Source organism: Alteromonas confluentis (assembly GCF_001757105.1).
Lineage (GTDB): Bacteria > Pseudomonadota > Gammaproteobacteria > Enterobacterales > Alteromonadaceae > Alteromonas > Alteromonas confluentis.
In genome coordinates this window covers 1,014-15,562 of record NZ_MDHN01000038.1, presented here as the reverse complement: position 1 = coordinate 15,562, position 14,549 = coordinate 1,014, and the positions used below count along the sequence as shown (strand labels likewise).

The following is a 14,549-nucleotide window of genomic DNA, read 5'->3' as shown; positions in this document are numbered from 1 at the left end:
GTAAGCGTCCGCTAATCCCACCTATCGTTTTGCAAACTGCCATGGTAGATGTTGCTCGATACCGGTTTCGGGTTTGCTGAGCTGCTCCAGGCAGGCCATGACATAATCGAACGCATTGAGGTCGTTAGCCTTCGCTGTTTCAATGATGCTGTAGAGGATGGCGCTGGCATTGGCACCGGTTGCGGTCTGGCTGAACAGCCAGTTTTTTCTGCCGATGACGAACGGTTTAATGGCTCGCTCTGCGCGGTTATTGTCGATGGTGAGCTGGCCATCGAGTGTGTAACGAACCAGTTTATGCCATTGATTAAGGCAATACTGTATTGCCTCGCCGAGTTTTGTTTTCGGTAATACCTGTTGGGCTGATTTTATCAGCCAGGCTTCAAACTGATTAAGCAACGGCAGGCTTTTTTCTTGTCGTTGTGCATAGCGGGTTGCTGCGGTTTCTTCTTTTAACTGCGTCTCGACACGGTAGAGCTTCTGTATGTGGTTCAGTGCCCAGTCGGCTTTGCCACTGCCTTTACTGCCAGCGCCTTTTTTCGCTTCCATGAACTTGCGTCTCGCATGGGCCCAGCAGCCGACTAAGGTGGCCTGCGTTTGTTCGTAGCCCTGATAGCCATCCACTTGCAGATAGCCGCTATAACCATCAAGGAAGTCCACGGCACATCGCCCCGCACGACTATTGTGATAATCGTACAGTACGATATTGGGTGTTGACGAGCCGGTAATGGTCGCTTGCGGTGAATCTGCACCGGTGGCATACAGCCACATGTAACTGGTCGCTTTGTCAGAATCGACAACCTTCAGCGTGGTTTCATCCGCCTGGATAACCGGTTGCTTTAGCAGATGTTGATGAAGCTGGTCATAAAGCGGTTTAAATAACTCAGCGCAACGGATTATCCAGTCTGCCATGGTTTTACGGCTGAGTTCGATGCCATGCTGTTTGAACATGGCTTCCTGCCGGTAAAGTGGCAGACCATACTGATATTTGCTGGTGATTATCTGGCTTAACAAGCTGGGTGTTGCATAGCCTTTAGGGATAACGCTGTGAGGTACCGGCGCTTGTTTAACCGTATTGCTGATACCCTCTTTTTCGCAGGTACGGCACGCATATTTCGGACGTACATGCTCAATCACTTTCACCTGAGCAGGAATGAACTGAAGTTTCTCAGACTTATCTTCACCGATGCAGTGCAGTGTGCCAGCGCAGCAACCACAGACTTTATCTTCATCAGGGATATCGTGAACGATGACTTCACGCGGCAAGTCCTCAGGCAGTGGTTTACGCTTAGGTTTATTGCGTGTATAGCTGATGGTTTCCTGCTCTGGCGTTTCAACATCGGCAGTCAGTTCTTCCGCCTCATTAAACAGCTCACCCTGACCAGGGTGGCCTTCAGTACTTTTGCCAAACTGTTTTTGCTGTGCGATACGGAACTGCTCTTCCAGGTATTGATACCGGTTATTCAATTCCCGGAGCTGCTGCTCCAGTTCAGCGATGCGGCGTTGATAATCTTCTTCGTTCATAAGACTATTATCGCCGATTAAGGTACTGATTACCTGATGTTATTCAGACTATTTCGTGATCGATAAATGCTACTTATGATCACCGGTTATAAGCCGGAAGCCGTGTAGTTCAATGGCGAATGGCCTATCACATCAAAGCCCGACAATAGCCACTGCAACTGCTGCTCACTCAGGTGCATGTGCTGTAATTCAGTGTCTGATGGCCATTTGAAGCGATGCTTCTCCAGGCGCTTATACCACAGGGCAAAGCCAGTTTTATCCCAGTACAACACCTTCAGTTTATCCCGCTTTTTATTGCAGAACACAAACAACGCATCCCGGAACGGATTCAATTCCATCTGCTGTTCCACCACGACAATCAGGCCGTTGATGGATTTACGGAAGTCGACATTATCCAGATAAAGATAAATGTCAGAAGGCTCGACGAACATCTTCATTCGTTCAGCGCCTTCATCAGGTCGGCTAACCACTGTGGGCTGACATTGGCGGGTATGCGCAATGTCGAAGCAGCGCATTCAAGCGAAAGGGTCTGCGGGTCATCTTCAATACGGGATTCGAACGTGGTGACTTCGCGCTTAACGTGAACAAACTTATTGCTGGTTCGCTGAAGCCGGATGTCACTGCGTCTGGCATAAAACGTCTGAATGTTTATCTGATGCTGACGGCAGAACGCCACCGCTGATAATCCACTTTGTTCCTGACGTTCGAAAAGCGCCAGCCAGGTATTAACGTCTCGTCGTTGGTATCGCATGGTGTTCTCCTTAGCAAAAGAACACGATGCAGTAGCGACATCAGTTTTTGAATGTGGGGATTACCGGACGGTTACAGTGAAGTTGCAGAATATTCTTTTTAATGCAAAAGTTCATTTTCGATTGTGGGAAGAATTGCAAAAAAGAAGAACTGAAAAGCATGTAAATGTTATTAATGCTGGGTTTTCAACTTTTATTATTTATACAATACAAGCCCATTTTAAAAGTCTTATTGTAGAGTTGCACAAGTTAGTTGAAAAAAGAAAGGATACTTACAACCTAACCTCATTTATTGAAAATGCCAAAATAGATCCTGATGCCAGTTTAAATCTCGTGGAAGAATGTAATGACTACCTTGATAAAATCAAATTAACTTCTAAAGCAATTTTTATTCTCAGAAATGAGGTAGAAGCACACAGTACCATGAAGAGAACTCCAGAGGAGAGTTTCAATGCAGCGGCAATAACACCTCACGATATCAACAAGTTCATTCAATCATCAGGTTACATTTTGAACGCGATAGGCTCTCATTTTTTTCAGCAAAAATGGACATTAAATGAAATCGAAGAGGGGCAAAGTGTAACCAAGCTATATGAGGCTATGGAGGCTTATACGGTCGCATAACAAACCACTCAAGTCGCTCGCAGGCTCGCTGGGACAGTAACACATGGGCTCTGTCGCTTCGCTCGGATTTTAGCCCATGTGTTACTGCCCCTTAGTGGGGTGTTATACGCTGCGAGGAAAGTCAAACAGTGGACGTTGAAAAAGCAAAAGAGAAAAGCCAGCTCAAGCAGCTAATGTTTACCACTTTGTTCGGTCCTCTTGGCTTGTTTTACTCAAACAAGATTATTGCTGTTTTTCTTTCAATATTTATTATTCCATCTATTTTGGCGTTTGGTTTTGGCTTATTTTTCGGATGGCCATTCTCAATGTTGGTAGGCGTAATATGTGTTAGGCAGCACAATATTAAAGTGCAGCCATTTTTGGCATTTCAAAAACGCAAAGCTCAGTATGAACAAGGGCGTATTAATGGCAACGCATAACAAAAAAATTAAGTTCGCCCGCTGCGCAGGCTGGGACGCAAACATATGGGCTGCTCACTTCGTTCGGATTTTAGCCCACATGTCTGCGCCCCTTATTTAAAAGTTATATTTTCGGAGTAAGTTCAAATTGAGATGGATTTTATTAAGTTTATTATTTTGCGGCGCTTCGAACGCATCAACTTGTATTGTTACTGAGGAACAAGCGTTTCTTTGGAATGAAAAATATCAGTCACTTTTTACAGTTAATACTGATTATTTTGATGGCAGTTATTCAGTAGAAATCTTAATACCCAACAAAATCGAAGATCGAGAATATAAAAATTCGGCACTATTCATCGATAGTCTTGAGGAACCATCACTGTTTATGCCAGCAGAAGCTTTCGAGCGTGATGAAGGAAAAGTAGTTTGGTATACCGTTGGAAATGAGTTGGTTCGAAAACACTTTTTTGTTTTTTCATACGGCGGAGGCTGTGGTATTTCGGTAACAGTGCCGGTTATTTTTAACTAAAAATATAACAAACACATTAAGGCGCTTCGCTGGGACAGTAACACGTGGGCTCTGTCGCTTCGCTCGGATTTTAGCCCACGTGTTACTGCCCCTTATGTGGGTGTTAGTTGCCAGTCTAAAACGGAGACTGCTGTGGAAATTGATGAAGACAAAATTGATGATGCCGCACTAGCTTTATTTTATCTCACTCTGCACGATAATTTTGGGTCGGCGTGGAAACAAATAGACTGGAGTATTACGGATCGACTTTATGAAAAAGGCTACATCCTCGATCCTGTTGGCAAATCCAAGTCAGTTGTTTTAACTGATGAAGGTTTAGCAAAGTCCGAAGAGCTGTTTAAAAAATTATTTACTAAAAGCCAAGGAAGTTGAGCTTTTTTATATTAATCTGCTTCTGTTGCTAGGTTGTCTAAACTTGTCAACTAACAAACGCATTAAAACGCTCGCAGGCTCGCTGGGACGCTAACGCATGGGCAGCGTCACTTCGTTCCTAATTTTAGCCCATGTGTTATCGCCCTTTATGCGGGCGTTATAAGCCTTAACTTGAGCTGAGCTATGGAAATTGAAATCTCTTCTGATAAAACGAAGCTCGACGTTGAGTTAATTCTTCGTTTCTTGTCTCAAGAGTCATATTGGGCGAAAGGCCGTTCCCTAGAAACAGTGGTTAACACTATCCAAAACTCCTTTTGTATTGCAGCCTATTCAAAGGGACGTCAGGTTGCATTTGCAAGGGTAGTAACAGACTATTGTACTCATGCATACATCATGGACTTCTTTACCTCAGATGGTTTGCGGAATACGGGAATTGGTAGTTCATTGTTAACGGCATTACTTGATGCGCCTGAGTTAGCTGCAGTTAACAAGTTTACTTTAAGTACAGACTCAGCTTCGCAGTTTTATTGTCGTGCGGGTTTTAAACCTGTAGCGAAATCAGTATTAGCTTGGAAGCGGGGCGGCTTATAACAATCGCATTAAATCGCTCGCAGGCTCGCTGGGACGCTAACACATGGGCTGCGTCACTTCGTTCCTAATTTTAGCCCATGTGTTATCGCCCTTTATGCGGGTGTTAGATTCTGTTTAGTTCTTTCATTTCTCTCTTTGTTTCTTTGTCCGCCTAGCTGCGCAAGGTAGTTTCTTCTGGGACTAAATTCGTGTCAGGCGACAGCGGTTTTACCAACGGCAAGTCAACGGAAGTTGTCTCCGGCATCGCAAAGCCAGCAACCAGAAATCACCGCTTTGCAGAACATCGTCATGTTGTTTCGGCACGAACATCATCGCTCTTTTGGTATCAGGCTTTACAAGCGTTGCACTGTTTAACGGCGGTTGGAGAAGTAACAGCAATGGGTTTTCAGTTGTATCAGTATCGCCATTTCTCCAGCAGCTTTTTCACATCTGGCTTTTCGTATTGGGTTGTTTTAAAGTCAGTTTATTGATTTAGGTTTGCCGCATTTTCAAACTAGCGGTGGCAGCAAAGCTGCGAACGTTTATCTCTGCGGTATCTAACAATCGCATTAAAACGCTCGCAGGCTCGCTGGGACGCTAACGCATGGGCAGCGTCACTTCGTTCCTAATTTTAGCCCATGCGTTATCGCCCTTTATGCGGGTGTTAGATTCTGTTTAGTTCTTTCATTTCTCTCTTTGGTTCTTTGTGCGCCTAGCCGCGCAAGGTTGTTTCTTCTGGTGCTAATTCAGTGTCAGGCGAGGGCTGATTTACAACCGACAAGTCAACGCAGGTTGTCTCCAGAATCGCAAAGCCAGCAGCCAAAACTAAAGGGTTTTCTGAAGTTCGCCGTGTTGTTTTGGCACGAACATCGGCGCTTTTTTGGTTTCAGGCTTTATAAGCGTTATTCTGTTCAGCAGCATTTAAAAAGTAACAGGCAATGGTTTGCAGCAGTATCATCATCGCCTTTTCTCCGGCAGCTTTTTCACATCTGGCTTTTCGTATTAGGTTGTTTTAAAGTCAGTTTATTGGTTTGGTTTTGCCACAGTTACAAACTAGCGGTGGCAGCAAAGCTGCGAACGTTGGTCTCTGCGGTATCTAACAATCGCATTAAATCGCTCGCAAGCTCGCTGGGACGCTAACACATGGGCAGCGTCACTTCGTTCCTATTTTAGCCCATGTGTTATCGCCCTTTATGCGGGTGTTATGTAGCTATGATGTTCCAAGGTAAATAAAAAGGATTTTTTAATGAAACTTTACCCTTATCAAACGATAGAAACTGTAAATTTACCAACTCTTTTATTCGCAGCGAGAGCTCTTGGTATTTTTTCTTATATATCTTCACTTCTTACTGTTCTCCTATGGGGCGCCGCTTTTGTTGTCGGCCCCAGTATCAGAGCAACTTATTTATTTTTTAGCTTAGGTACATTGTCCGCCACTATTTGCTTTCTAGTTGTTAGCGGATTATGTGCAGCTGTTGTTTCGTGCGAACAAAAGTACACTCAAGGATAGAGCGCAACATAACAATCAAATTAAGTCGCTCGCAGGCTCGCTGGGACACAAACATGGCGGCTGTGTCGCTTCGCTCCGATTATAGCCGCCATGCTTGCGCCCCTTATTTGGGTGTTAGATTCTGTTTAGTTCTATCATTTCTCTCTTTGGTTCTTTGTGTGCCTAGCCGCGCTAGGTTGTTTCTTCAGGGAGTAATTGAGTGTCTGGCATCAGCGGTTTTATCTGGGGCAAGTCAACGGAAGTTGTCTCCGGCACCGCAAAGCCAGCAACCAGAAATCACCGTTTTGCAGAACATCGCCGTGTTGTTTCGGCACGAACATCATCGCTCTTTTGGTATCAGGCTTTAGAAGCGTTGTACTGTTCAGCGCATTTGCAAAAGTAACAGCATATCAATGGTGGTTGTTTGGAAATCGCCTTTTCTCTGGCCACTTTTTCACATCTGGCTTTTCGTATTAGGTTGTTTTAAAGTCAGTTTATGTTTTGAGTTTGCAGCATTTTCAAACTAGCGGTGGCAGCAAAGCTGCGAACGTTGGTCTCTGCGGTATCTAACAATCACATTAAGTCGCTCGCAGGCTCGCTGGGACAGTAACACGTGGGCTCTGTCGCTTCGCTCGGATTTTAGCCCACGTGTTACTGCCCCTTATGTGGGTGTTAGATTCTGTTTAGTTCTTTCATTTCTCACTTTGTTTCTTTGAGCGCCTAGCCGCGCAAGGATGTTTCTTCTGGGGCTGATTGAGAATCAGGTAAGGGCAGTTGTACAAGCGGCAAGTCAACGGAAGTTGCCTCCGGCATCGCAAAGCCAGCAACCAGAAATCACCGTTTTGCAGAACATCGCCATGTTGTTTTGGTACAAACATCGGCGCTCTTTTGGTTTCAGGCTTTACAAGCGTTGTACTGTTTAACGGCAGTTGGAGAAGTAACAGCCATGGGTTTTCAGTTGTATCAGTATCGCCATTTCTCCGGCAACTTTTCCACATCTGGCTTTTCGTATTGGGTTGTTTTAAAGTCAGTTTATGTTTTGAGCTTGCCGCATTTCCTAACTAGTGGTGGCAGCAAAGCTGCGAACGTTGGTCTCTGCGGTATCTAACAATCGCATTAAAACGCTCGCAGGCTCGCTGGGACGCTAACGCATGGGCAGCGTCACTTCGTTCCTATTATAGCCCATACGTTATCGCCCTTTATGCGGGTGTTAGGTACTTATGGGAACCGAGATATTTTCAATTTTTATTTTTGTGCCCATATTTATTGCTGCAATTGCTAGCATCAAGATAGTAAGAAATAAAAACAGGTTGAAACACAGCATCTTACTCGCGGCAACGTTTTGCTTTTTTGGTTATTTCACTCTATTGCCTTATCTGGATGGTTATAACCCGATGCAGGGAGTTGTCATCGGAAGTCTGGTTTATCTGCCAAGCTACTTAATTGTTTATTGTGGCTTAACTGTCTATTTCAGAAAGATTCGCAGGGAAGGCTAGGACGTATCTGCACGCACCTAACAAACCACTAAAGTCACTCGCTTCGCTCGCTGGGACAGTAACACGTAGGCTCTGTCGCTTCGCTCCAAATTTTAGCCTACGTATTACTGCCCCTTAGTGGGGCGTTAGTTGCCAGTCTAAAACGGAGACTGCTGTGGAAATTGATGAAGACAAAATTGATGATGCCGCACTAGCTTTATTTTATCTCACTCTGCACGATAATTTTGGGTCGGCGTGGAAACAAATAGACTGGAGTATTACGGATCGACTTTATGAAAAAGGCTACATCCTCGATCCTGTTGGCAAATCCAAGTCAGTTGTTTTAACTGATGAAGGTTTAGCAAAGTCCGAAGAGCTGTTTAAAAAATTATTTACTAAAAGCCAAGGAAGTTGAGCTTTTTTATATTAATCTGCTTCTGTTGCTAGGTTGTCTAAACTTGTCAACTAACAAACGCATTAAATCGCTCGCAGGCTCGCTGGGACGCTAACACATGGGCTGCGTCACTTCGTTCCTAATTTTAGCCCATGTATTATCGCCCTTTATGCGGGTGTTAGATTCTGTTTTGTTCTTTCATTTCTCTCTTTGTTTCTTTATGCGCCTAGCCGCGCTGGGTTGTTTCTTCTGGGGCTCATCGAGAGTTTGGCTGCAGCGGTTTCGCTAGCGGCAAGTCAACGGAAGTTGTCTCCGGAATCGCAAAGCCAGCAACGAGAAATTGCCGCTTTGCAGAACATCGCCATGTTGTTTCGGCACGAACATAATCGCTCTTTTGGTATCAGGCTTTACAAGCGTTTCTCTGTTTAGCGGCTGATAAAAGTATCAGTAATTCACTGGCAGTTATTTTGAAATCGCCTTTTCTCCGGCAGCTTTTTCACATCTGGCTTTTCGTATTAGGTTGTTTTAAAGTCAGTTTATTGGTTTGGTTTTGCCACAGTTACAAACTAGCGGTGGCAGCAAAGCTGCGGTCGTTTATCTCTGCGGTATCTAACAATCGCATTAAATCGCTCGCAGGCTCGCTGGGACGTTAACGCATGGGCAGCGTCACTTCGTTCCTATTATAGCCCATGCGTTATCGCCCTTTATGCGGGTGTTAGATTCTGTTTAGTTCTTTCATTTCTCTCTTTGGTTCTTTGTGCGCCTAGCCGCGCAAGGTTGTTTCTTCTGGTGCTAATTCACTGTCAGGCGAGGGCTGATTTACAACCGACAAGTCAACGCAGGTTGTCTCCAGAATCGCAAAGCCAGCAGCCAAAACTAAAGGGTTTTCTGAAGATCGCCGTGTTGTTTTGGCACGAACATCGGCGCTTTTTTGGTTTCAGGCTTTATAAGCGTTGTTCTGTTCAGCAGCATTTAAAAAGTAACAGGCAATGGTTTGCGGCAGTATCAACATCGCCTTTTCTCTGGCCACTTTTTCACATCTGGCTTTTCGTATTAGGTTGTTTTAAAGTCAGTTTATTGGTTTGGTTTTGCCACAGTTACAAACTAGCGGTGGCAGCAAAGCTGCGAACGTTGGTCTCTGCGGTATCTAACAATCGCATTAAATCGCTCGCAAGCTCGCTGGGACGCTAACACATGGGCAGCGTCACTTCGTTCCTATTTTAGCCCATGTGTTATCGCCCTTTATGCGGGTGTTATGCGTCACGAGACATAATGGAGGATAAATGAGAAGGATTCTATTTTTGACAAGTGCTTTAGCACTATCAGCATGTAATTCGACTTCTGTCGTTCAGGATAGCGGAATACAACCAATTGATTTTGTGGGTGACAAAAATGCCCTTGAGAAAATGTGGATAGTTTCGAAAAACGATTACCCAATATACCCTACAGATGCAGCTAGGAGAGGTATAAGCGGTTGTGTCGATTTTTCATTTGTGATCGACAGTGAAGGGAAAGCACAAAACATCCAAGTTATTAAGGCTATTCCTGACTCTACTTTTATCAGTTCAGCGACAAAATCACTTAAAAAATTCAGATGGCAGCCAACGAAATCAAACGATGAACGCCAGCCAGCAATTACAACTTTGCAGCTTGATTTCAGTACCACCCCAGTAATGAAAGTTGCGGAATGCATAGCAGGTGACGCATAACAAACCACTCAAGTCGCTCGCAGGCTCGCTGGGACAGTAACACATGGGCTCTGTCGCTTCGCTCGGATTTTAGCCCATGTATTACTGCCCCTTAGTGGGGTGTTATGCACTCTAAGCGACTGCCCATAGCAAGTAGGTTTCAATGAAAATCACAGTAGTAATACCAGCACATAATGAAGAAAAATATCTCGGTCGATGTTTGTCATCAATAAATGATCAGTCGATTCCACACGACATGCAGGTGGATAAGATTGTCGTGCTAAACAGATGCTCGGACAAAACTGAAGAAATCGCAAAGGCTCACGGAGCTACCGTTTTTTCAAATGATTCAAAGAACCTTTCGAGTATCAAAAATACGGGCGTAGCTAACGCAAAAACTGAATGGGTAATCACAATCGATGCAGATAGCTGGATGTCTGAAGGGGTTTTAACGGAAATATACCAACATGCAAAGTCACCAGGCTCTCTCGGTGGTGGCATACGAATTAAACCTGAAAGAATTTCCCCAGGAATAGCGGTTGGGTACGGGATGATGCTGATTCCTGCTTTTTTCCTTGGACTTTCTTTTGGCATGTACTGGTTCAGAAAGTCAGATTTTGATGCTATCGGTGGCTTTGATGAAAAACGCCATATTGCGGAGGATGTAGACTTTCTTACAAGACTCAAGTTACATGGGAAGAAAACAGGTAGACGACACAAAATGATCTCGCTTAAATATATAACAACATCTTGCAGAAAGTTCGATGAATTTGGAGACTGGCATTTTGTTCGGATATTCGGTAATCCTTTTCGAGTTCGACAGGCTATTACCGGAAATGATCGAGAGTATCTCGACAAGAACTGGTATGAAGTAAAACGCTAGTTATAAAAACATGATACAAATTGATCATAAAAAATGTTGCATAACAAGCGCTTAAACTCGGGTTTCAAAAGCTGCTGCGCAGCTTTTTGATGTCCGGTTATAATTGGCGTTATGCCTTTATGTGGGAGCCTCTATGGAATGCATTCCTGATGAATCGAAAATAAGTTCATATGCCACAAATGCCTATTTTTCTGATTGCTTCACCTCCGTAACTCGTTATGAAAACCAGTCTGCGTTAGATATATTCTTGTCAATCGCTAGAAAATCGCCTAACTGGATCAATTTTTTGATGTCACTACGAAATAACATTGTTTCAAAGTTTGGCCTTAAAAATCTTGGGTCGTTATCAGATATTGAGCAATATAAGTCAGCGATAGATTATAAGGTTGGTGATAGGGTTGGTATTTTCACGCTGCACTTTAATTCACACAACGAAGTGATACTTGAAGACCGTGATAAGCATTTAAACGTTAAGGTGTCATTTTACATTGAGCCAAATGGTAATACGGCTAGGATTTATGCTAGCACTGTAGTCCACGTAAAAAATACGCTTGGAAAAATATACATGCTTTTTGTGACACCAATGCATAAGTTAATAGTGCCATCAACACTAAAAGCGCTACCAAAGGCATAACAAGGTTTTAAAGTCGGACTCGTAACAGTTTGCTCGGTTCCGCTTCGCTTCACATTTTAGCAAACTGTCACTCGCCGGATTAAAACGGCGTTATGTACTTTAAGGATAATTATGAAGTCATGGAATGAATTAACAAATCTTCAGCGTGCAGTTATCGGCATATCACTTGTCATCAGCGCAGCAATTCTGCCAGAGATCGCTTTTCTCGTTAATCTTGGCGGTATGGAAGTAGCGTTTGCGCTTATCTTCGCTAGCTTTACGCCTTTCATTGCTTGGGCGTCTAGCAAATTAGCTTCAATAAAACGTGCTGCCGTTTTAGCATATTTTGCGTATCAGCAAAGTGCATCGGCCAAACCGTCAGTTTTTGCATTGCAGGCTTCATTTTGTGCGATTGCCTTTGTAATTACTGGCTCAGGTGTATTAGCTATCACTTTCTTTATGCCTAGCATGGTATTAAACGGTGTCTTGGCGTAGGCGTACATAACAATCGCATTAAATCGCTCGCAAGCTCGCTGGGACGCTAACGCATGGGCAGCGTCACTTCGTTCCTAATTTTAGCCCATGCGTTATCGCCCTTTATGCGGGTGTTAGATTCTGTTTAGTTCTTTCATTTCTCTCTTTGTTTCTTTGTGCGCCTAGCCGCGCAAGGTTGTTTCTTCTGGGGCTGATTGAGAATCAGGTAAGGGCAGTTGTACAAGCGGCAAGTCAACGGAAGTTGCCTCCGGCATCGCAAAGCCAGCAACCAGAAATCACCGCTTTGCAGAACATCGCCATGTTGTTTTAGCACGAACATCAGCGCTCTTTTGGTTTCAGGCTTTACAAGCGTTGCACTGTTTAACGGCAGATGGAGAAGTAACAGCCATCGGTTTTCAGGTGTATCAGCAACGCCTTTTCTCTGGCCACTTTTTCACATCTGGCTTTTCGTATTAGGTTGTTTTAAAGTCAGTTTATTGGTTTTGTTTTTGCCACAGTTACAAACTAGTGGTGGCAGCAAAGCTGCGGTCGTTTATCCCTGCGGTATCTAACAATCGCATTAAAGCGCTCGCAGGCTCGCTGGGACGCTAACGCATGGGCAGCGTCACTTCGTTCCTATTATAGCCCATGCGTTATCGCCCTTTATGCGGGTGTTAGATTCTGTTTAGTTCTTTCGTTTCTCTCTTTGTTTCTTGGTGCGCCTAGCCGCGCAAGGTTGTTTCTTCTAGGGCTAATTCAGTGTCAGGCGAGGGCGGTTGTATTTGCAGCAAGTTAACGTAAATCGTTACATACATCGCAAAGCCAGCAGCCTTAACGAACGGGTTTTCAAAACATCGCCGTGTTGTTTTGGCGCGAGCTTCAGTGCTCTTTTGGTTTCAGACTTTAGAAGCGTTGTACTGTTCAGCAGCATTTAAAAAGTAACAGGCAATGGTTTGCGGCAGTATCAACACCGCCTTTTCTCCGGCCACTTTTTCACATCTGGCTTTTCGTACTAGGTTGTTTTAAAGTCATTTTATTGGTTTGGTTTTGCCACAGTTACAAGCTAGCGGTGGCAGCAAAGCTGCGAACGTTGTTCTCTGCGGTATCTAACAATCGCATTAAAACGCTCGCAGGCTCGCTGGGACGCTAACGCATGGGCAGCGTCACTTCGTTCCTATTTTAGCCCATGCGTTATCGCCCTTTATGCGGGTGTTAGATTCTGTTTAGTTCTTTCATTTCTCTCTTTGGTTCTTTGTGCGCCTAGCCGCGCAAGGTTGTTTCTTCTGGGGCTAATTCAGTGTCAGGCGAGGGCTGATTTACAACCGACAACTCAACGCAGGTTGTCTCCAGAATCGCAAAGCCAGCAGCCAAAATTAAAGGGTTTTCTGAAGATCGCCGTGTTGTTTTGGCACGAACATCAGCGCTTTTTTGGTTTCAGGCTTTACAAGCGTTGCACTGTTCAGCGGCAGTTAAAAAAGTAACAGGTAACAGTTTGCGGCATTATCAACACCGCCTTTTCTCCGGCAGCTTTTTCACATCTGGCTTTTCGTATTAGGTTGTTTAAAAGTCAGTTTATTGGTTTGGTTTTGCCACAGTTACAAACTAGCGGTGGCAGCAAAGCTGCGGTCGTTTATCTCTGCGGTATCTAACAATCGCATTAAAACGCTCGCAGGCTCGCTGGGACGCTAACGCATGGGCAGCGTCACTTCGTTCCTATTATAGCCCATGCGTTATCGCCCTTTATGCGGGTGTTATGCGTCAGGGAGACATCGGTAAAATGAATAACAAAGTCTTTGATTTCGTAGAACATGAAATCAAAATAGACAAACTTATAAAAAACCTTTTTACCGTGTCTTACTTATCGGATGCAAAATGGCGAAAGTGCTTTTCACTTTTAAATCAGGCTTACCCAGATTTGCAGGTTATTTGGAAGTTCGCCGGAAGCAAACGACGGTGTGCGTTATTCTCTTCCAACAGAGGGTTCTCTGGAGCAAACCTTTCTTAATAATCGCTTTTGGTTTGGACCGGCCTATTACAAAGAAATTGAATGGTTAGAATTTCCTCGTTTAGGTAAGCCTCTCGGTCAAGAAAATATTCCCGCAACCCACTTCGAACAGGATGTAAATGGAGTAGTAGAATACCTTACTAAATTTGGGCAATGGCCACTTGAAGATACACCGCAGGGGTATAGGCTATATGGACATCGCTAAAAACGCATAACAAACCGCTGTAGTCGGTCGCAAGCTCCCTGGGACAATAACACGTGGGCTCAGTCGCTTCGCTCCAAATTTTAGCCCACGTGTTATTGCCCCTAAGCGGGGTGTTAGATTCTGTTTAGTTCTTCCATTTCTCTCTTTGTTTCTTTGTGCGCCTAGCCGCGCAAGGTTGTTTCTTCTGGGGCTAATTGATAGTCAGACGACGGCGGATTCATCCACGGCAAGTTAACGAACGTTGTTTTCAAAATCGCAAAGCCGGCAGCCAAAACAAAAGGGGTTTCAGAACATCGCCGTGTTGTTTTGGCACGAACATCAGCGCTCTTTTGGTATCAGGCTTTAGAAGCGTTGTACTGTTCAGCGGCAATTGTAAAAGTAACAGCATATCAATGGTGGTTGTTTGGAAATCGCCTTTTCTCCGGCAGCTTTTCACATCTGGCTTTTCGTATTAGGTTGTTTTAAAGTCAGTTTATGTTTTGAGCTTGCCGCATTTTTAAACTAGCGGTGGCAGCAAAGCTGCGAACGTTGGTCTCTGCGGTATCTAACAATCGCATTAA

16 protein-coding genes are annotated in these 14,549 nt (G+C 44.3%); 13 read left to right on the top strand and 3 right to left on the bottom strand.

All coding sequences use genetic code 11. The annotated features are described in order from the left end of the window. Positions 1 to 21: 21 nt before the first annotated feature. The 3 genes from tnpC to tnpA form a co-directional block, all read right to left on the bottom strand. Entirely contained in the window at positions 22 to 1,521 is a 1,500-nt protein-coding gene (gene tnpC / locus BFC18_RS16310; protein WP_070125564.1) for an IS66 family transposase, read from the bottom strand. An 86-nt stretch (positions 1,522 to 1,607) separates the two neighbouring features. Next, a complete protein-coding gene (gene tnpB, locus BFC18_RS16305) occupies positions 1,608 to 1,958 on the bottom strand; it encodes an IS66 family insertion sequence element accessory protein TnpB (RefSeq protein ID WP_070125565.1) in 351 nt (116 codons plus the stop codon). After that, positions 1,955 to 2,272, bottom strand: a complete 318-nt coding sequence (gene tnpA, locus BFC18_RS16300) for an IS66 family insertion sequence element accessory protein TnpA (RefSeq protein ID WP_070125566.1) — start codon at positions 2,270 to 2,272, stop codon at positions 1,955 to 1,957. The genes tnpB and tnpA overlap by 4 nt, the downstream gene beginning before the upstream one ends. Here tnpA and BFC18_RS16295 point away from each other — a divergent pair. The 13 genes from BFC18_RS16295 to BFC18_RS21645 all read left to right on the top strand — a co-directional run bounded on the left by BFC18_RS16295 (position 2,271) and on the right by BFC18_RS21645 (position 13,989). Further along, entirely contained in the window at positions 2,271 to 2,894 is a 624-nt protein-coding gene (locus BFC18_RS16295) for an AbiU2 domain-containing protein (RefSeq protein WP_070126627.1), read from the top strand. The two genes, tnpA and BFC18_RS16295, sit on opposite strands and share 2 nt — an antisense overlap. A 128-nt stretch (positions 2,895 to 3,022) precedes the next feature. Next, complete coding sequence (locus BFC18_RS16290; RefSeq protein ID WP_070126626.1) at positions 3,023 to 3,313, top strand: hypothetical protein; 291 nt, start codon at positions 3,023 to 3,025, stop codon at positions 3,311 to 3,313. A 127-nt stretch (positions 3,314 to 3,440) separates the two neighbouring features. Beyond that, positions 3,441 to 3,821 (top strand): hypothetical protein, encoded by a 381-nt coding sequence (locus tag BFC18_RS16285; RefSeq protein ID WP_070126625.1) that lies wholly within the window; start codon positions 3,441 to 3,443, stop codon positions 3,819 to 3,821. A 132-nt stretch (positions 3,822 to 3,953) separates the two neighbouring features. Further along, entirely contained in the window at positions 3,954 to 4,193 is a 240-nt protein-coding gene (locus BFC18_RS16280; protein ID WP_070126619.1) for a DUF6429 family protein, read from the top strand. 183 nt (positions 4,194 to 4,376) lie between these two features. Next, positions 4,377 to 4,784 (top strand): GNAT family N-acetyltransferase, encoded by a 408-nt coding sequence (locus tag BFC18_RS16275; RefSeq protein ID WP_070126624.1) that lies wholly within the window; start codon positions 4,377 to 4,379, stop codon positions 4,782 to 4,784. 188 nt (positions 4,785 to 4,972) lie between these two features. After that, the gene (locus tag BFC18_RS16270; protein WP_070126623.1) at positions 4,973 to 5,254 is read left to right on the top strand and encodes a hypothetical protein; all 282 of its coding nucleotides are present in this window, start codon (positions 4,973 to 4,975) and stop codon (positions 5,252 to 5,254) included. Positions 5,255 to 6,472: 1,218 nt separating this feature from the next. Then, the gene (locus tag BFC18_RS16260) at positions 6,473 to 6,655 is read left to right on the top strand and encodes a hypothetical protein (RefSeq protein ID WP_070126621.1); all 183 of its coding nucleotides are present in this window, start codon (positions 6,473 to 6,475) and stop codon (positions 6,653 to 6,655) included. Positions 6,656 to 7,902: 1,247 nt separating this feature from the next. Further along, on the top strand, positions 7,903 to 8,142 hold the full coding sequence (locus BFC18_RS16250; RefSeq protein WP_070126619.1) for a DUF6429 family protein: 240 nt from the start codon (positions 7,903 to 7,905) through the stop codon (positions 8,140 to 8,142). A 1,262-nt stretch (positions 8,143 to 9,404) separates the two neighbouring features. Beyond that, positions 9,405 to 9,830 carry an energy transducer TonB gene (locus BFC18_RS16245; protein ID WP_070126618.1) on the top strand — a complete coding sequence of 142 codons (426 nt, stop codon included), beginning with the start codon at positions 9,405 to 9,407 and terminating at the stop codon, positions 9,828 to 9,830. A gap of 142 nt (positions 9,831 to 9,972) precedes the next feature. Next, positions 9,973 to 10,692 carry a glycosyltransferase family 2 protein gene (locus tag BFC18_RS16240; RefSeq protein ID WP_070126617.1) on the top strand — a complete coding sequence of 240 codons (720 nt, stop codon included), beginning with the start codon at positions 9,973 to 9,975 and terminating at the stop codon, positions 10,690 to 10,692. Between the two features lie 133 nt (positions 10,693 to 10,825). Beyond that, on the top strand, positions 10,826 to 11,326 hold the full coding sequence (locus BFC18_RS16235) for a DUF2867 domain-containing protein (protein WP_070126616.1): 501 nt from the start codon (positions 10,826 to 10,828) through the stop codon (positions 11,324 to 11,326). A gap of 111 nt (positions 11,327 to 11,437) precedes the next feature. Continuing rightward, positions 11,438 to 11,800 carry a hypothetical protein gene (locus BFC18_RS16230; RefSeq protein ID WP_070126615.1) on the top strand — a complete coding sequence of 121 codons (363 nt, stop codon included), beginning with the start codon at positions 11,438 to 11,440 and terminating at the stop codon, positions 11,798 to 11,800. Between the two features lie 1,934 nt (positions 11,801 to 13,734). Further along, positions 13,735 to 13,989 (top strand): hypothetical protein, encoded by a 255-nt coding sequence (locus BFC18_RS21645; protein ID WP_139139033.1) that lies wholly within the window; start codon positions 13,735 to 13,737, stop codon positions 13,987 to 13,989. Positions 13,990 to 14,549 lie beyond the last annotated feature (560 nt).